General features: G+C 72.5%; 11 protein-coding genes and 1 pseudogene. 8 read left to right on the top strand and 4 right to left on the bottom strand.

What is annotated here, in order from left to right; genetic code table 11:
- Positions 1–78: 78 nt before the first annotated feature.
- The 3 genes from ACTWM8_RS24995 to mce all read right to left on the bottom strand — a co-directional run bounded on the left by ACTWM8_RS24995 (position 79) and on the right by mce (position 3,811).
- Positions 79–1,344 carry a cell division protein DivIVA gene (locus ACTWM8_RS24995; RefSeq protein WP_377607805.1) on the bottom strand — a complete coding sequence of 422 codons (1,266 nt, stop codon included), beginning with the start codon at positions 1,342–1,344 and terminating at the stop codon, positions 79–81.
- Between the two features lie 278 nt (positions 1,345–1,622).
- Positions 1,623–2,978: a crotonyl-CoA carboxylase/reductase gene (ccrA, locus tag ACTWM8_RS24990; RefSeq protein ID WP_446214663.1), complete on the bottom strand. Its 1,356-nt coding sequence runs from the start codon at positions 2,976–2,978 to the stop codon at positions 1,623–1,625.
- A 356-nt stretch (positions 2,979–3,334) separates the two neighbouring features.
- Positions 3,335–3,811: a methylmalonyl-CoA epimerase gene (gene mce, locus ACTWM8_RS24985; protein ID WP_154942305.1), complete on the bottom strand. Its 477-nt coding sequence runs from the start codon at positions 3,809–3,811 to the stop codon at positions 3,335–3,337.
- A gap of 63 nt (positions 3,812–3,874) precedes the next feature.
- Here mce and ACTWM8_RS24980 point away from each other — a divergent pair, with 63 nt between their 5' ends.
- From ACTWM8_RS24980 to ACTWM8_RS24950, 7 genes and pseudogenes are all read left to right on the top strand, one after another.
- Positions 3,875–5,074 carry an acetyl-CoA C-acetyltransferase gene (locus ACTWM8_RS24980; protein WP_446211136.1) on the top strand — a complete coding sequence of 400 codons (1,200 nt, stop codon included), beginning with the start codon at positions 3,875–3,877 and terminating at the stop codon, positions 5,072–5,074.
- Positions 5,075–5,129: 55 nt separating this feature from the next.
- Positions 5,130–6,134, top strand: a complete 1,005-nt coding sequence (gene meaB / locus ACTWM8_RS24975; RefSeq protein WP_446211135.1) for a methylmalonyl Co-A mutase-associated GTPase MeaB — start codon at positions 5,130–5,132, stop codon at positions 6,132–6,134.
- A gap of 254 nt (positions 6,135–6,388) precedes the next feature.
- A complete protein-coding gene (locus tag ACTWM8_RS24970) occupies positions 6,389–6,757 on the top strand; it encodes a hypothetical protein (protein ID WP_446211134.1) in 369 nt (122 codons plus the stop codon).
- Positions 6,758–6,841: 84 nt separating this feature from the next.
- On the top strand, positions 6,842–7,243 hold the full coding sequence (locus ACTWM8_RS24965; RefSeq protein ID WP_179801570.1) for an Asp23/Gls24 family envelope stress response protein: 402 nt from the start codon (positions 6,842–6,844) through the stop codon (positions 7,241–7,243).
- A gap of 95 nt (positions 7,244–7,338) precedes the next feature.
- Positions 7,339–9,027: an acyl-CoA mutase large subunit family protein gene (locus tag ACTWM8_RS24960; RefSeq protein ID WP_446211133.1), complete on the top strand. Its 1,689-nt coding sequence runs from the start codon at positions 7,339–7,341 to the stop codon at positions 9,025–9,027.
- Positions 9,028–9,229: 202 nt separating this feature from the next.
- Positions 9,230–10,156, top strand: coding sequence for a tetratricopeptide repeat protein (locus tag ACTWM8_RS24955; RefSeq protein WP_446211132.1), 927 nt, complete (start codon positions 9,230–9,232; stop codon positions 10,154–10,156).
- A gap of 66 nt (positions 10,157–10,222) precedes the next feature.
- Positions 10,223–11,371, top strand: a pseudogene (locus ACTWM8_RS24950) (arginase family protein); the annotation flags it as partial.
- Positions 11,372–11,569: 198 nt separating this feature from the next.
- On the opposite strand, the gene ACTWM8_RS24945 reads toward ACTWM8_RS24950, so the two are convergent.
- Positions 11,570–13,528, bottom strand: a complete 1,959-nt coding sequence (locus ACTWM8_RS24945) for a penicillin-binding transpeptidase domain-containing protein (RefSeq protein WP_446211131.1) — start codon at positions 13,526–13,528, stop codon at positions 11,570–11,572.
- Positions 13,529–13,815: 287 nt separating this feature from the next.
- Between ACTWM8_RS24945 and ACTWM8_RS24940 the strand changes: the two genes are divergently transcribed.
- Positions 13,816–18,864, top strand: a complete 5,049-nt coding sequence (locus tag ACTWM8_RS24940) for an NAD-glutamate dehydrogenase (protein ID WP_446211130.1) — start codon at positions 13,816–13,818, stop codon at positions 18,862–18,864.
- The last annotated feature ends 9 nt before the right edge of the window (positions 18,865–18,873 follow it).

The raw sequence follows: 18,873 nt of genomic DNA, 5'->3' as shown, positions 1-18,873 counted from the left end.
AACGCATACGGCGCGGGGTGCCACCGGTCACCCGGTGTCACCCCGCGCCGTGAACTCATGCCCCGACGGTGCGGTGGGTCAGCTGGCCGTCTCCGCGGTCGCCCGCTGCTCGGTGCCGGCGGCCTTGGCGGCCTCCGGCTTCGCCGGCGCGGCGGCCGGCTGCTGCGCCGGCACACCCGGCACGATGCCGGCCAGGCCGGAGAGCATCTGGCCGAGCTGCGACGTGACGGCGTCCTTCTGGCGGGTGAGGTCCTCGACCTCGCGGCGGGCCGCCTGGGTGGTCAGCTCGGCCTCGGTGCGCGCCTCGGTGAGCAGCCGCTTCGCCTCGGCCTTGGCCTCGTTGAGGGTCTTGTCGGCGAGCGCCTTGGCCTTGTCGACGGTCTCGTTGGCGGTGCGCTCCGACTCCACCCGGCGGGCCTCGGCGCGCTGCTCGATCTCCTTGGCGCGCTCCTGGGCGGCGTGGGCCCGCTGCTCGGCCTCGCCGACCAGCTTCTGGGTCTGCGCGACCTGCGCGGCGTGCCGCTCGGACTCCTGGCGCTCGGCCTTCTCGCGACGCTCGGCGAGCTGCAGCTCCAGGGCCTGGAGGTCCTTGTCCCGCTTGTCGCGGGCGTCGGTGAGCAGCTTGGTCGCCTCGGCCCGCTTCTCCTCGGCCTCGCGCGCGGCCTTGGCCCGCTGCTGGGTGATCTCCCGCTCGGCGGTGGCGCGCAGGGTGGCGACCTCCCGCTCGACCGTGGACTTGAGCTCGGCCACCTCGTGCGCGGTGACCGTACGCAGCTGCTTGGTCTCCCGGTCGGCGTCGGCGCGCAGGGTGTCGGCCTCGCGGCGGGCCTGCACGCGGACCTCGGCGGCCTCGCGCTCGGCGGTGGTGCGGACGTTGCCGGCCTCCCGCTCGGCGGTGGCCTTCATCGCCGCCGCCTCGGCGCGCGCCTTGTCGGTGATCTCGCGGGCCTCCAGGCGGGCCGCGGAGAGGATGCCCTCCGACTCGCGCTTGGCCTCGTTGCGGTGGTCGTTGGCCTGCTCCTCGGCCAACCGCAGGATCTGCTCGACGCGAGTGCCCAGGCCGGAGAGGGTCGGCCGGCTGTTCTCCTCGAGCTGCTTGTTGGTGTCGGTGAGCTTCTGCTCGAGCGCGCTCTGGCGCTGCTCGGCCTGGCGGAGCCGACGCTGGGCGTCGTTCATCCGCTGCTCGGCCTCGGCGCGGGCCTGCTCGGACTGGGTCAGCGCGGCGGTCATCCGGCCGATGAAGTCATCGACCTGGTGGGTGTTGTATCCGCGCAGGCCGACGGTGAAATCTGGCTGCGAGTTCGCGTTATCGAAGAACGCGAGAGGGGACTGCTGCTGGGGCATTGGGACATACTCGCAGACCCCCCGGGGTCGTTCGCAAGAGCGGTCCCGAGCTTTCGTGTCCTCATTACATGGTCAACTTCCGCACTCGGCAGACATCGGACCAATAGGCGATCTTGGCAGGTTGCAGGCAGGCCGACGTCACCGGCGGTGAACGGGAAAAGGGCCGCGGGGGATGCCCGCGGCCCTTTGTCCGTCGTCACTCGAATGGGGTCCGACGCCCATGTGGAAAGGCAATGGCCGCCTCACCGCAATGGGCATGCCGGCATCACCCGGACGGCTCAGTGGCCGCGGAACCGGTTGATCGCGTCCTCGTGCCGGGACCGCAGCTCGGTGTCCCGGACGCCCAGCCCGTCGGTGGGGGCGAGGCAGCGCACGCCGACCTTGCCCTGGTGGGCGTTGCGGTGCACCTCGTACGCGGCCTGGCCGGTCTGCTCCAGCGGGTAGGTCCTCGACACCGTCGGGTGGATCTTGCCGAGCGCGACCAGCCGGTTGGCCTCCCACGCCTCACGGTAGTTGGCGAAGTGGCTGCCGACGATCCGCTTGAGGTGCATCCACAGGTAGCGGTTGTCGTACTGGTGCTGGTAGCCGCTGGTGGAGGCGCAGGTGACGATGGTGCCGCCCTTCTTGGCCACGTAGACGCTGGCGCCGAAGGTCTCCCGGCCGGGGTGCTCGAAGACGATGTCCGGGTCGTCGCCGCCGGTCAGCTCGCGGATCCGCTCGCCGAGGCGGCGCCACTCGTCCTGGTCCTGGGTGTGCTCGTCCTTCCAGAACCGGAAGCCCTCCGCGGAGCGGTCGATGACCAGCTCGGCCCCCATGGACCGGCACAGCTCGGCCTTCTCCGGCGAGGAGACCACGCAGACCGGGATCGCGCCGCCGTTGAGCGCCATCTGGGTGGCGTAGCCGCCCAGGCCGCCGGAGGCGCCCCAGATCAGCACCACGTCGCCCTGCTTCATGTTGGCGCCGTGGTGCGAGACCAGCTGCCGGTACGCGGTCGAGTTGACCAGCCCCGGGCTGGCCGCCTCCTCCCAGCTGAGGTGGCGCGGCTTGGGCATCAGCTGGTTGGCCTTGACCACGCACAGTTCGGCCAGGCCGCCGAAGTTGGTCTCGAAGCCCCAGATCCGCTGCTGCGGGTCGAGCATGGTGTCGTCGTGGCCGGCCGCGTCCTCCAGCTCCACCGAGAGGCAGTGCGCGACGACCTCGTCGCCGGCCTTCCACTTGGTCACGCCGGGACCGGTGCGCAGCACCACGCCCGCCGCGTCCGAACCCACCACGTGGTACGGCAGGTCGTGCCGGCGGGTCAGCTCGGAGAGCCGGCCGTAGCGCTGGAGGAACTTGAAGGTCGGCAGCGGCTCGAAGATGCTGGTCCAGACCGTGTTGTAGTTGATGGCGCTGGCCATCACCGCGACCAGGGCCTCGCCCGGGCCGAGCTCCGGGGTGGGCACCTCCTGCAGGTGCAGGGCCTTGCGCGGGTCCTTGTCGCGGGTGGCCATCCCGTCGAACATCCGGGTGTCCTCGGCCCGGACGACCATGCCGCGGTAGGTCTCCGGTACCGGCAGTCCGGCGAGACCGGCGAGTTCGCGCTCCGGTCGGTCGGAGCCTTCCGCCGCCATGATCGCTTCGAGGATGTCCTGCACGGTGACCTCCCGTTCGTCCGCACCCACGCCGGGGGGCAGGGGTGCTGCCATCGTCGGCGCCGGTGCGACCGACCGCCATGTCGGCAATCGACACATCCGGCCACCGGTCGCGCTCCTTGTTGGGCCGGGACGTTACTGAACGGTAGCTAGGGCCGGAAGTCCTGTGTGAAAAACTGCATTGACCGATGCGTGGAGGTGTCCACGCCGCACCCGTACCGCGCACCCCCGCGCTCCGCCCCGTTCCCGGGGCCGGCCGGCGGGTCCGCCGGCACCGTTCGCGGCATGTCGCGGTGTCCGGCGACGGGGACACCGCGACACGCCGCGAACGGCGGGACGGGCGAGTGGGCGGGCGACGGTCAGTGGGCGTCGGCGGCCGGCTCGACCAGCTCGACCAGGACGCCGCCGGCGTCCTTGGGGTGCACGAAGTTGATCCGGGAGTCGGCGGTGCCGCGCTTCGGCTTCTCGTAGAGCAGCCGTACGCCCCGCTCGCGCAGCGCGGCACAGGCGGCGTCGATGTCGGCCACCGTGTACGCCACCTGCTGCACGCCCGGCCCGTTGCGGTCCAGGAACTTCGCGATGGTCGACTCCGGGGTCAGCGGGGCGAGCAGCTGCACGCAGCCGCCCTCGGTGGTCGGGCCGACGGCCAGCATCGCCTCGCGTACGCCCTGCTCGGTGTTGGTCTCGACGTGCACGCAGCGCATGCCGAAGGTGCGCTGGTAGAAGTCGATCGCGGCGTCGAGGTCGGCGACCGCGACCCCGACGTGGTCGATGCGGCGCAGGCCGATGTCTGTGACATAGTCGGCAGCGGGCTCGACGGGGGAGTTCTCAGCCATGGCGCTAGTCTGACCGAACAATCGTTAAGGCGTACAGGTCGGCACCCCCCTCGGAGGCAGGCAATGGCTTCGGTGATCATCAGCGGCGCGCGGACCCCCATGGGGCGCCTGCTGGGCAACCTCAAGGATCTCCCGGCGACGAAGCTGGGCGGCGTCGCGATCAAGGCGGCGTTGGAGCGCGCCGGCGTCGCTCCGGACCAGGTGCAGTACGTGATCATGGGGCAGGTGCTCCAGGCCGGCGCGGGGCAGATCCCGGCTCGGCAGGCGGCGGTCGAGGCCGGCATCCCGATGTCCGTGCCGGCGCTGACCATCAACAAGGTCTGCCTCTCCGGCCTGGACGCGATCGCCCTGGCCGACCAGCTCATCCGGGCCGGTGAGTTCGACATCGTGGTGGCCGGCGGCATGGAGTCGATGACCAACGCCCCGCACCTGCTGCTCGGCCAGCGCTCCGGCTACAAGTACGGCGACGTCACGATCAAGGACCACATGGCGCTCGACGGGCTGACCGACGCCTGGGACTGCTGCGCGATGGGCGAGTCCACCGAGAAGCACGGCGTGCGGCACGGCATCACCCGCGAGGAGCAGGACGCGTTCGCCGCGACCAGCCACCAGCGGGCCGCCGCCGCGCAGAAGAACGGCCACTTCGCCGACGAGATCACCCCGGTGGTCATCCCGCAGCGCAGGGGCGAGCCGCTGGTGATCAGCGAGGACGAGGGCATCCGTCCCGACACCACGGCCGAGTCGCTGGCGAAGCTGCGCCCGGCGTTCACCAGGGACGGCACCATCACCGCGGGCAGCTCCTCGCCGATCTCCGACGGCGCCGCCGCCGTGGTCGTGATGAGCAAGGCCAAGGCCAAGGAGCTGGGGCTGACCTGGCTGGCCGAGATCGGCGCGCACGGCAACGTCGCGGGGCCGGACAACTCGCTGCACTCGCAGCCGTCCAACGCCATCCAGCACGCCCTCAAGAAGGGCGGGCTGAGCGTCGCCGACCTGGACCTGATCGAGATCAACGAGGCGTTCGCCCAGGTCGGCATCCAGTCGGCCCGCGACCTCGGGATCAGCTCGGACAAGGTCAACGTCAACGGCGGCGCGATCGCGCTGGGCCACCCGATCGGCATGTCCGGTGCCCGGCTGGTGCTCACCCTCGCGCTGGAGCTCAAGCGCCGGGGCGGCGGCACCGGCGCAGCCGCGCTCTGCGGCGGTGGCGGTCAGGGTGACGCGCTGATCATCCACGTGCCGGCTGGGGCCGAGAGCCAGCAGTGAGCGCGCGGAGCGAGTCGGTGCTGCGAGCTTCGCAGCCGTGAACAAAGGGACCACAGTGAGCGACGCCGTCGATCACGCCCCGGCGACGGCCACCGGACCGGTGCGCCGCAGCCGGGACGTACCGATGCTGGTGGAGCGGGCCCGCGCGGGTGACCCCCGCGCGGTGGCCCGGCTGATCACCCTGGTCGAGTCCGGCGACGAGGTGCTGCCGCAGGTGGCGGCGGCCCTCGCGCCGTACGCCGGTCAGGCCCAGGTGGTGGGCCTGACCGGCTCGCCCGGGGTGGGCAAGTCGACCACCACCAACGAGCTGGTGCGCGCGCTGCGGGCGCGCGGTCACCGGGTCGGTGTGCTGGCGATCGACCCGTCCAGCCCGTTCACCGGCGGCGCGATCCTGGGCGACCGGGTCCGGATGCAGGACCATGCCACCGACCCGGGGGTCTACATCCGCTCGATGTCCAGCCGGGGCCACCTCGGCGGGCTGTCCGCGGCCACGCCGCAGGCGGTGCGGGTGCTGGAGGGCGCCGGCTGCGACGTGGTGCTGGTGGAGACCGTCGGGGTCGGCCAGGCCGAGGTCGAGGTGGCCTCGCTCGCCGACACCACCCTGGTCCTGCTGGCCCCCGGCATGGGCGACGCGATCCAGGCGGTCAAGGCCGGCATCCTGGAGATCGCCGACGTCTTCGTGGTCAACAAGGCCGACCGGGACGGCGCCGACGCGACGGTCCGCGACATCCAGGGCATGATCGCCCTCGGTGAGCGCGGGCCCGGCGAGTGGCGTCCGCAGGTGGTCCGGGCGATCGCCGCGCGGGGCGAGGGGATCGACGACATCGCCGCCGCCATCGACAAGCACCGCGGCTGGCTGGAGCAGCACGACGAGCTGCGCCGCCGCCGGGAGACGCGGGCCGCCGCCGAGATCGAGGCGATCGCGCTCGGCGCGCTGCGCGCCCGGATCGGTTCACTGCGCGACGGTACGGAGCTGTCGACGCTCGCCGCCAAGGTGGCCGAGGGTGCGCTCGACCCGTACGCCGCCGCGGACGAGCTGCTGGCCCAGCTCGGCTCCTGACCCGTCCGGCCGCCCCGTCCGGCGGTTGACGGACCCGCCCCGTGGGCACAGTCATCATCGACCGAGCGCGATCGGTGGTGACTCCGGGGGTACGGGATGGACGCGGGTCAGGGGCCGGTGCGGCCGGAGACGGAGGGTCGGTCCGGTCGCGGCCCGTCGGTACACGCCGTGCTCGCGAGGGCGGCGTCCTCGGGTGGGTCCTCGCGGTCGGGTTCGCGGCGCTGGCGCTGCTGCTCGGGTGGTACCTGCTGACCGTGCTGCGGCTGGCCCCCGGCGGACTGACCCTGTCGCCGGCCGGGATCACGCATCGCGGTCTCGCCCACATCCACCGGGTGCCGTGGCGCGACGTCCAGGCGGTCGGGACGGTGCGGCTCGGCACCCCGTCGATCGTGGTCCGGGCGGCCCTGTCGGACGACACCGTCGTACGCCGGCACACCGGGCGGTTCGACACGGGGGAGCTGCGCTTCTTCCCCTTCCTGGTGGTGCGGGAGTACTGGCTGGCCAACGACCCGGTCCTGGTCCTCGACGCGCTCACCTTCTACCAGGCGCGCCCCGAGCTGCGTGGCGAACTGGCCACCCCCGACGCGCTGCGCCGGATCGCCGCGGGCCGGGCTCAGGGCTGACGGCTCCACTGCGGACCCGCCCGCCTAGTACGCTCGCACCGCTCCATGGCAACCGTGGGGCACGGACGACGGTGTGGGGAGACCATGGCTGACGAGGCGACGCAGGAGCTGTCGGTGACTCCGGACGCGGTGGCGGGCGGGACGACGCAGGTCTCCGACGAGGTGGTGGAGAAGATCGCGGTGGCCGCCGCCCGGTCCGTGCCCGGGGTGGCCGAGCTCGGTGGCGACGTCGCCCGGTTCTTCAACGCCGTGCTCGACCGGGTCGGCCTGGACCAGGTCGGCGACGCGCGGCGGGGCTGCTCGGCGCACGTGACCGACGGCGGGGCCGTGGTCAACCTGGTGCTGGTGATCTCCGCCGGGCACCCGGTGCCGCAGGTGACCGACGCCGTGCGGGTCGCGGTGACGGCGGCGGTCGAGGCGTACGGGCTGCGCGCCGACGAGATCAACATCCGGGTGGACGACGTCGCGCTCGACGCCCCGGCCTGATCAGGTTACCGACCGGTACGGACTTCCTTAGCGATCGTTCAGGACTCCGTTCTACACTCGGTGTTCAGTCGAGGACTCGAGGAGGAGCCCCGCGGATGAACGCCGACGAGATCGCAGCCGGACGGGCACGCTGGCAGGCCCGCTACGACGCCGCGCGAAAGCGGGACGCCGACTTCACCACGCTGTCCGGGATGACCGTCGACCCGGTCTACGGCCCGCCGGAGGGCACCGCGTACCCGGGCTTCGACCGGATCGGCTGGCCGGGCGAGTTCCCGTACACCCGGGGGCTCTACCCGACCGGCTACCGGGGGCGCACCTGGACGATCCGGCAGTTCGCCGGGTTCGGCAACGCCCAGCAGACCAACGAGCGCTACAAGATGATCCTCGGCGCCGGCGGCGGCGGGCTCTCGGTCGCCTTCGACATGCCGACCCTGATGGGGCGCGACTCCGACGACCCGCAGTCGCTCGGCGAGGTCGGCCACTGCGGCGTCGCCATCGACACCGCCACCGACATGGAGGCGCTCTTCGACGGCATCGACCTGGCCGGCGTCACCACCTCGATGACCATCTCCGGCCCGGCCGTGCCGGTCTTCTGCATGTACCTGGTCGCCGCCGAGCGGCAGGGTGCCGACCTGTCCAAGCTGGACGGCACGCTGCAGACGGACATCTTCAAGGAGTACATCGCGCAGAAGGAGTGGCTCTTCGACCCCGAGCCGCACCTGCGCCTGATCGGCGACCTGATGGAGTACTGCGCCCGGGAGATCCCGCGGTACAAGCCGCTCTCGGTCTCCGGCTACCACATCCGCGAGGCCGGCTCGACCGCCGCGCAGGAGCTCGCGTACACCCTGGCCGACGGGTTCGGCTACGTCGAGCTGGGGCTGAGCCGCGGGCTGGACGTCAACGTCTTCGCCCCGGGCCTGAGCTTCTTCTTCGACTCGCACGTCGACTTCTTCGAGGAGATCGCCAAGTTCCGCGCCGCCCGCCGGATCTGGGCCCGCTGGCTGCGCGACGTCTACGGCGCGACCAGCGAGAAGGCGCTCTGGCTGCGGTTCCACACCCAGACCGCCGGGGTGTCGCTGACCGCGCAGCAGCCGGTCAACAACGTGGTACGCACCGCCGTGGAGGCGCTCGCCGCGGTGCTCGGCGGGACCAACTCGCTGCACACCAACGCCCTCGACGAGACCCTGGCCCTGCCCACCGACGAGTCCGCCGAGATCGCCCTGCGTACCCAGCAGGTGCTGATGGAGGAGACCGGCGTGGTCAACGTCGCCGACCCGCTCGGCGGCTCCTGGTACGTCGAGGCGCTCACCGACAAGATCGAGGCCGAGGCGGAGGAGATCTTCGCCCGGATCCGGCAGCTCGGCGGCGAGGGCCCGCACCAGATCGGCCCGATGACCTCCGGCATCCTGCGCGGCATCGAGGACGGCTGGTTCACCGGCCACATCGCCGAGTCCGCCTTCGTCTACCAGCAGGCGCTGGAGAAGGGCGACAAGCGGATCGTCGGCGTCAACTGCCACACCGGCACGGTCGCCAAGGAGCTGGAGATCCTGCGCATCTCGCACGAGGTGGAGCTGGAGCAGCGTCGGGTGCTGGCCGAGCGCAAGGCCGCCCGGGACGACGCCGCCGTCACCGCCGCCGTCGCCCGGATGGTCGAGGTCGGCCGTACCGGCGAGAACATGATCCCGGCCATGCTGGACGCCGTCCGCGCCGAGGCGACCCTCGGCGAGATCTGCGACGCGCTGCGCGCCGAGTGGGGCGTCTACCGCGAACCCGCCCGCTTCTGACCCCGCACCCGCCCTCCGCGACCGGTGTCTCGCCGGTGGCCCGGAAGCACCCCGAAAGGTGCGAACGGCCACCCGTGCGGGGCGCGGTCGCGGAGGGCGGTCGCGGCAGTGGCCGGGTGGGCGGTGAGCAGGGGTGAGAGTTGCAACTGTCGCCGTCGCGGTTGATCTGAGTTCCGCAGGACACGTGCGAGACTAGATAACCATGAGCGACCCACGGATCACCTCGTCGATCTTCACCCGCGGCGCGGTCGACCTCAGCGCGCTGCGCGGCACCGCACCGGCCAACACCCGCCCCAGCACACCGACCCAGGCCGGCCCGTCCGCCGGGCTCCCGGGCGGCCCCGCCACCGGTGGCGGCGGCCTCGCCGTGATCGACGTGACTGAGGCGACCCTCCAGTCCGAGGTGCTCGAGCGTTCGCTGACCACGCCCGTCGTCGTCTTCTTCGGCGCGGCCGGCTACCCGGAGAGCGACGAGTTCGCGCCGGTGTTGGAGCAGCTGGCCACGGAGGGCGCCGGTGCGTGGGTGCTGGCCCGGGTCGACGTCCAGGAGAACCCCCGGATCGCCCAGATGTTCCAGATTCAGGCGATCCCGACCGTCTACGCGGTGGTCGGCGGCCGGCCGATCGACGCGTTCCCCGGCGTCGTGCCGGAGGCGCAGCTGCGCCAGTGGATCTCGGCGGTGCTCAAGGCCGGCGGCGTGGCCGTGGCCGAGCCGGAGGACCCGCGCCTCGACGAGGCCGACGACGCCCTGATGAGCGGCGACCTGGACGCCGCCGAGCGGGCGTACCGGAAGATCCTCGCCGAGTCCCCGGCGGACGCCGCGGCGGAGGCCGGCCTGGCCCAGGTCGGGGTGGCCCGGCGGGTCGCCGGCGTCGACCCCCAGGCGGCGGTCGCCGCCGCGCAGGCCGCCCCCGACGACGTCGAGGCCCAGCTGCTCGCCGCCGACATCGAGGTGCTCAGCGGCCTGGCCGAGCAGGCGTACGCCCGGCTGGTCAGCCTGGTCCGGCGGACCGCCGGCGACGACCGGGAGAAGGTACGCCAGCACCTGGTCTCGCTGTTCACCATCGCCGGCCCGGACGACCCCGCGGTCGCCTCGGCCCGGCGGGCCCTGGCCAGCGCGCTGTTCTGAGTTCGTAGCACGCCAGCGCGGGCCGGCGTTCCGGCCGGCCCGCCCGACCACCGAGGACGGGAGCCCATGATGCGCCGGATCGCCGTCCTCGACGCGCCGACAAACCTGGGACTGCGCCCACCCACGTCCACCTCCGTCCCCGGCTGCGGCAAGGCTCCCGGCGCGCTGCGCGACCACGACCTGCTCGCCCGGCTACGGGCCCGCGACGCCGGCTGCCTCACCCCACCCCGGTACGACCCGGGTGACTGGCGGCCCGGCGACGGCGTCTGCCACGCCCGGGAGATCTCCGGCTACTCGGTGGCCCTGGCGGACCGGATCGGCGCGATCATCGACCGGGGCGAGTTCCCGCTGGTGCTCGGCGGCGACTGCTCGGTGCTGCTCGGCTCCGCGCTGGCCATGCACCGGCTCGGCGAGGCGGTCGGCGGCCGGATCGGCCTGGTCTTCGTCGACGGCCACTCCGACTTCCGGCACCCCGGCAACGCCTCGTACGTGGGCGCGGCGGCGGGGGAGGACCTGGCCCTGGTGACCGGGCGCGGGCAGGCCGACCTGGCCGCCATCGAGGGGCGGCGCCCCTACTTCCGCGACATCGACGTGGTGGTGCTCGGCATCCGCGCGCAGGACGAGTACCGCCTCGACCTCCAAGCCGCCGGCATCACCACCCGGCCGGTGCCGACGCTGCGCGCCGAGGGCGCGGCCCGCACCGCCCAGTGGGCGCACGAGCAGCTGGCCGACTGCGCCGGCTACTGGGTGCACATCGACGTGGACGTGCTCGACCCCGCGGTGATGCCGGCGGTGGACGCGCCGGACCCGGGCGGGATCGCCTTCGCCGAACTGGAGATCCTGCTCGCCGGGCTGGTGGACACCCCGCACTGCCTCGGCGTCGAGCTGACCGTCTTCGACCCCGACTACGACCCGGACGGCTCGTACGCCGCCGAGATCGTCAACACCGTCGTGGCCGGCCTGGCCCCGGTGTCGGCGCCGGAGGCGGTGCCGCCCCGGCTGCTGCCGGCCGCCCCGCCGCCGCAGCGCGTCCGGTCCACCGGGCCGGCGACCCTCGCCGGTCTCGCCACCCCGCCCAACGGCGGCGCCGGGCCGGCCGGAGGGCCGGGGCCGGGCTCCCCGGTCGGCATCGCGCCGCTCGGGTCCGGCGAGCCGGCGGTGGACGAGCCGGAGGCCGCGACAGGCCCGGCGACCGGCGGGCTCGCGTCGGCGCCGGTGGAGACGTCGGTGCCCGCCGTCGCCGTCGAGCCGGTCGGGCCGCCCGCGGCCGTCGGGCCCGGGCTGCTCCGCCGGGTGCCCCGTGCCGACGAGGACGGGGCGGCGGAGGACGGCCCGTCGCCGTCGTCCGCCGGCATCGCCTGACGGATTCGCCGCCCGCGGTACGGCTCTCCTTGCCCGTGCCGGTCGGGCGGGTCAGCGGAGGGCGCGGAGGAAGCGCTCGCTGATCGGGACGGCGCTGGACGTGCTCGATCCGCCCTGCTCGACGAAGACCGCGAACGCGACGTCGCCCTGCCAGCCGACGAACCAGGCGTGGGTGTGCGCCGGGTTGTTGTCGTACTCGGCGGTGCCGGTCTTGCCGTACACCGGGCCGCCGGGGACATCGGCCAGCGCCTTCGCCGTGCCGGCGGTGACCACCTCGCGCATCATCGCCTTCAGCGGCTCCACCGACTCGGCCTTGAGCTGCGGGCCGGGCTCCGCCGGCTTGGCCGGGGCCGGGTCGAGCACCAGTTTCGGCTGCTCCCAGCGCCCACGGGCGACCGCGGCGGTGGCCCCGGCCATGGCCAGCGGGCTGACCACGGTGGTGCCCTGACCGATCGCGGCGGCGGCCTGCTCGACCGGCGAGCCGTTGGTCGAGACCTTGCCGGTGAAGGCGTCCGTGCCGAGGTCCCAGCCGCCCTCCAGGCCGAGGGTACGGCCGGTGACGGCCAGCCCGTCGGGGCCGAGCTTCGGCGCCAGGGACGCGAAGGCGGTGTTGCAGGACTTGGCGAAGTCGGTGCGGAACGGCACCTTGCCGAGGACGAAGTCGTCGGAGTTCTTGAAGGGACGTGCGTCCACGCTGAACGTCTTCGGGCAGTCCACCACGGAGTCGGCCCCGACCGCACCGCGGTCCAGCAGGCCGAGGGCGCTGACCACCTTGAAGGTGGAGCCCGGCGGCACCTGGGCGGTGAAGGCCAGGTTCTCCCCGGCCGCGCCCGGCCCGTTGGCCGCGGCGAGCACCGCGCCGTCGCTGATCCGTACCGCCACCAGCGCCGAGCGGCGCTTCTCGCCACGCAGCGCGGCGTCGGCGGCGTTCTGGGTGGCCACGTCGAGGGTGGTCTTCAGCGGCTGGCCGGGCTGCGGCTCGTGCCGGAAGACCTCGGTCGGCTCCGGGGTGCCGTCGGGACCGGCCGGCCCCTGGACGAGCACGGTGAGCCCGGGAGTGCCGCGCAGGCGGTCGTCGTAGCGGCCCTGGAGACCGCCGTGCCCGACCAGGTCGCCCTTGGCGTACCGGTCGGGGTGGGCGGCCAGGTCGTCGGCCTGCGCCTCGTCGACCGAGCCGAGCAGCGCCCGGGCGAACTCCCGGGTGGGGGCCAGGTCCCGCTTCTCGGTGGGGAACCGGGTGCCGGGCAGGTCGTAGATGCGCGACCGGATCTGCCGGTACGCCTCGTCCCGCAGCGTCACCACCTCGACGAAAGCGCCCGGATCCGCCTCGCTGAGCCGTTTCGGCAGGTCGGAGAGGTCGACCGGGGGGTTCAGCGCCGGCCGGATCGCCTTGAACGCGGCGTCGAGCTGCTTGACCAGCGCCTTCACGTCGGTCACCTCGCTGGGCTGCACACCGACCCGGACCACCTGCCGGGGCGCCACGATCGGCTGCCCGGCGGCGTCCAGCAACCCGGCCCGGGGGCTGGCGGTCCGGCGTACCGTCAACCGGTCGCCCTCGCCGAGCTGCTCCTGCACCAGCTGCGGCTCCCAGATCACCTGCCACTGGTCGTCCCGGCCCTGGCGCAGCCGCACCGGGCGGTCGTACGCCCAGGTGGTCCTTCCCGGCAGCGCCCACTCCACCCGGACCTTGGCGGTGGCGATGTCCTTGGTGACCTCGGCGTCGCCGGAGCGGCGCAGGGTGGGCGGGGTGGCGGCCAGCTCGCCGGAGAGCTCCTTGATCTCCTTGGCGACCTCGGTGGCCGGCAGCCGGGCGCCGGTCGGGTCGATGAACCCGACCGCGCCGAGGTCCCCGGAGCGCCAGCCGGCCAGGAAGGCGTCGACGGACCGCTCCGGTCCGTCACCGTCCGAACACCCGGTGAGCGCGCCGGCCGCCAGCACGGTGGCGGCCAGCGCCGCGAGGGCCGACCGGATGCGCGTACGGGGACGGCGGAGCGGGTACGACACGGGCATGGAGCGGTACCTCCGGATCTCGGACTGCCCTGCACGCTAGTACGGCCGTGCTCCCCGTACCGCCCCGGCGTGGTCGCACGCTGCGTGAAGTCCCCGACGGCGGTGTGATGAACATCGCGAGTCGGGGTACTCCGCAGCCGGCCGACCACGCATCTGCAACGGGTGAAAGGACAGAGTCCCGAACCGGACGTCCGGCCGGTGGTCCGCCGACGAACGGACAGAGTGGCAGGGCCTAGGCTGGGCGGCAGAGTGACCCACAACGCGGTGGGTCGAGGGGAGTGGCACCGATGGACCGGCGTCCGGCGATCAAACCGGGACCCGACCTCCGGCAGGCTGACACCGGCCGGGACGACAGCTTCGATTCGGCGACCGACGGGGACGGCGTCGGCCGACTCGACACAGGAGTTACCGGGATGACCGGTTCGAGTATCGACACCCTCTACGACCTGGGGCTTCCTTCCGAAGCACTCGGTGACGACGTGGAGGACGCGGAGCTCGACGAGCCGGTACCCAACGCGGAGCGCCTGGTCGCACAGGCGGTGGCGCTGGCCGGCGACGACCACGACGCGGCCACCCTGGTGGGCCGTTTCTGGCGGTTCGCGCCGGACGAGGAACTGATCGGATTCACCGCCGAGGAGATGCTCGACGCCGCCAGGGCGCACCGGGACCTGGCCCAGCAGCGAGTGCCGGGCGAGCTGAAACTGCGCATCCACGAGCCGGACGCCGAGCAGCACCATACGGTCATCGAGATCGTCACCGACGATATGCCGTTCCTGGTCGACTCGGTGACCGCGCTGCTCAACTCCCACCACCTCGACGTGCACCTGCTGGTGCACCCGCTGGTCGTGGTGCGGCGGGAGCCGCTCGGCCGGCTGACCGAGGTCTCCGCCGACGTCGAGCCGGACGACGCGATCGCCGGCGACCTGGTCGAGAGCTGGATGCGGATCGAGATCGACCCGGTCCGCGACGCGGGGGAGCGGGAGAAGCTGCGCCGCGAGCTGCAGCGGGTGCTCACCGACGTGCGCGAGGCGGTGGAGGACTGGCCGAAGATGCGCCAGCGCGCCCTGGCGTTGGCCGACGAACTGGCCTCGGCCCGGACCTCCGACAACCGTCCGCCCGTGCCTGAGAAGGACATCACCGACTCGGTGGAGCTGCTGCGCTGGCTGGCCCACGACCACTTCACCTTCCTCGGCTACCGGGAGTACCGGCTGGTCGACAGCGACGGCGGCGACGGACCGGCGCTGGAGGCGGTGCTCGGCACCGGGCTGGGCATCCTGCGGTCGGACTCGCCGGAGGCCCGGGCGCTGTCGTCGATGACGCCCGAGGCGCACGAGAAGGTGATGGAGAAGCGCCTGCTGATCATCACCAAGGCGAACTCCCGGGCGACCGTGCACCGCTCGGCCTACCTGGACTACATCGGGTTCAAGATCTTCAACGAGGCCGGCGAGGTGGTCGGGGAGCGGCGCTTCCTCGGCCTGTTCTCCACCGCCGCGTACCGGACCAGCGTCCGTGAGCTGCCGGTGGTCCGACGCAAGGTCGCCGAGGTGCTGGACCGCTCCGGCCTGAGCCAGCGCAGCCACTCCGGCAAGGATCTGCTGCAGATCCTGGAGACCTACCCGCGCGACGAGCTGTTCCAGATCAAGACCGACGACCTGTACCACGCCGTGATCGGCGTGCTGCGGATGGCCGGTCGCCGGCAGCTGCGGGTCTTCCTGCGCCGGGACGCGTACGGGCGGTTCATCTCCTGCCTGATCTACCTGCCCCGGGACCGGTTCACCACCCAGAACCGGCTGCGCATGCAGGACATCCTGTTGCACGAGCTGAACGGCGTCGGGGTGGACTACACCACCCGGGTGACCGAGTCGATGCTGGCCCGGGTGCACTTCATCGTCCGGACCGACCCGACCAACCCGCCCGGCGAGGTCGACGCCGACCTGCTCGCCGAGGAGTTGGCCGACGCCACCCGGCTCTGGGACGACGACTACCGGCTGGTGCTGGAGCGCAAGCTCGGCGACGAGCAGGCCAAGCACCTGTTCAGCCGGTACGCCGACGCCTTCCCGGAGGGCTACAAGGACGGCCACACGCCGTACGAGGCGATGAAGGACCTGGCCAAGCTGGAGCTGCTGGAGGAGCCCGGCCAGCTGGAGATGCACCTGTTCCGCAAGCAGCTCGCTCCGCGCGGGGCCGGCGGGGACGCCGACGACGCCATGGACGTGCGCTTCAAGGTCTACCGGTACGGCGAGCCGATGATGCTCTCCGCCGTGCTGCCGGTGCTGCACTCGCTGGGCGTCGCGGTGGTCGACGAGCACCCGTACGAGGTGGACCGGGTCGACGGCCGGGTCTTCCTGTACGACTTCGGCCTGCAACTGCCCGAGGGGCACCAGGAGCTGGCCGAGGTGCGCCCGCACGTGGAGAACGCCTTCGCCGCCGCCTGGCGGGGCGAGGCCGAGGTGGACGGCTTCAACGAGCTGGTCCTGCGCGGCGGTCTCACCTGGCGGCAGGTGGTGGTGCTGCGGGCGTACGCGAAGTACATGCGCCAGGCCGGAACCGTCTTCTCCCAGGACTACATGGAGCAGACCTTCATCGCGTACCCGAAGATCGCCGCCCTGCTGGTGGAGCTCTTCGAGGCGCGGTTCGCTCCAGGCTCGGCGAGCATCGAGGAGCGCCGGCAGCGCAGCGACGAGCTGGTCGGCGCCATCGGCGCGGCCCTGGACGACGTGGCCAGCCTGGACCAGGACCGGATCCTGCGGTCGTACCTGACGCTGATCCAGGCCACCCTGCGGACGAGCTTCTACCAGAAGCCGGTCGGCGGGCGGCCCAAGTCGTACGTGGCGTTCAAGCTCGACCCGCAGGCCATCCCGGACCTGCCGGCCCCGCGGCCGAAGTTCGAGATCTTCGTGTACTCGCCCCGGTTCGAGGGCGTGCACCTGCGGTTCGGGCCGGTGGCCCGGGGCGGGCTGCGCTGGTCCGACCGGCGCGAGGACTTCCGCACCGAGGTGCTCGGCCTGGTCAAGGCGCAGATGGTGAAGAACACCGTGATCGTGCCGGTGGGCGCCAAGGGCGGCTTCGTGCTCAAGCAGAAGCCGGGGGACCGCGACGAGGCGGTCGCCTGCTACAAGGAGTTCGTCGGCGCGATGCTCGACGTCACCGACAACATCGTCGGCGGCGAGATCGTGCCGCCGACCGACGTGGTCCGGCACGACGCCGACGACCCGTACCTGGTGGTGGCGGCGGACAAGGGAACCGCGAGCTTCTCCGACATCGCCAACGAGATCTCGGCGGCGCACAACTTCTGGCTGGGCGACGCGTTCGCCTCCGGCGGCTCCGCCGGGTACGACCACAAGAAGATGGGCATCACCGCCCGGGGTGCCTGGGAATCGGTCAAGCGGCACTTCCGCGAGCTGGGCCACGACACCCAGACCCAGGACTTCACCGTGGTCGGCGTCGGCGACATGTCCGGCGACGTGTTCGGCAACGGGATGCTGCTCTCGGAGCACATCCGACTGGTGGCCGCCTTCGACCACCGGCACATCTTCCTCGACCCGACGCCGGACGCGGCCACCTCGTACGCCGAGCGGAAGCGGCTGTTCGAACTGCCCCGCTCGTCCTGGGAGGACTACGACCGGAAGCTGATCTCCGAGGGGGGCGGCGTCCACCCGCGTACCGCGAAGTCGATCCCGATCACGCCGCAGGTCCGCGCGGCGATCGGGCTGGACGACGACGTCACGCAGCTCAGCCCGCAGGAGCTGATGAAGGCGATCCTCACCGCGCCGGTCGACCTGTTCTGGAACGGTGGCATCGGCACCTACGTGAAGGCGTCCAGCCAGACCAACACCGAGGTGGGCGACAAGTCCAACGACGCGATCCGGGTGGACGGCAAGAGCCTGCGCTGCCGGGTGGCCGGCGAGGGCGGCAACCTGGGCTGGACCCAGCTCGGCCGGATCGAGTACGCGCAGTCCGGCGGTCGGATCTACACCGACTTCATCGACAACGCGGCCGGCGTGGACACCTCGGACCACGAGGTGAACATCAAGATCCTGCTCAACACGGCGGTCGCCGACGGCGAGCTGATTATGGACGAGCGGGACGGCCTGCTCGCCGAGATGACCGACGAGGTCGCCGAACTGGTGCTGCGGGACAACTACGACCAGGCCCGGGCGATCAACAACGCCCAGGCGCAGGCCGCCTCGCTGCTCCCGGTGCACCGCCGGATGCTCAACGAGCTGGAGCGTTCCGGCGCGCTGGACCGGGCGCTGGAGGCGCTGCCGCCGGACGAGGAGCTGGCGGTCCGGGGGGAGTCCGGGCTGACCGCGCCGGAGTTCGCGGTGCTGCTGGCGTACGTGAAGATCGTGCTGGAGAAGGAGATCCTGGCCGAGGGGCTGGCCGACGAGGAGTGGGCGACGGAGGTCCTGGTCAACTACTTCCCGACGCCGATGCGCGAGCGCTTCGCCGACCGGATGGGCCGGCACCGGCTGCGCCGGGAGATCGTCACCACGGTGCTGGTCAACGAGGCGATCAACCGGGGCGGCATCTCGTTCGTCTTCCGGGTGGTCGAGGAGACCGCCGCCTCGGCGGCCGACGTCATCCGGGCGTACGTGGTGGTCCGTGAGGTGTTCGGGCTGCGCGAGGTTTGGGACGCGGTGGAGGCCCTGGACAACAAGGTCTCGCCGGAGTTGCAGACCAGCGTCTACCTGGACACCCGGCGGCTGCTCGACCGGGCGGTGCGGTGGCTGGTCACCAACCGTCGCTCGCCGATCGACGTGCCGGCGGAGATCGCCCGGTTGCGCGACGGCGTGGCCCGGCTCCTGCCGGACCTGGAGGAGCGCTTCTACGGCAGCGAGCGGGAGTCGCTGGCGGCGCACATCGACTCGATGGCCGAGCGGGGTCTGCCGCGCGACCTGGCCGAGCAGGCGACCCGCCTGATGTACAGCTTCGGCCTGCTCGACGTGGTGGAGACGGCCACCTCCAGCGGGCGGGACGTGGGCGAGGTGGCCTCGGTCTACTTCGTCCTGTCCGACCTGTTCCGGGTGGACTCCCTGCTGTCGAAGATCTCCCTGCTGCCGCGGGAGGACCGCTGGCAGACGCTGGCCCGGATGGCGCTGCGCTACGACCTGTACGCCGCGCTGGCCGCGCTCACCGCGGAGGTTCTCGGCTCCACCCCGGACAACCTGCCCTCGAACGAGCGGGTGCTCCAGTGGGAGCAGTCGAACGCCACCTCGATCCACCGCGCCCGCCGGGCAATGGGGGAGTTCGACGAGTCGCGGGCCGACTTGGCCGCCCTGTCGGTGCTGCTGCGCCAGATCCGCACCCTGGTGCGGACCTCCGCCGCCGCCTGACCAGTACGC

This window comes from Micromonospora sp. IBSANI012 (assembly GCF_052814045.1).
Note: the sequence above shows the minus strand (reverse complement) of the source record. Positions and strands in the feature narration are given on the sequence as shown.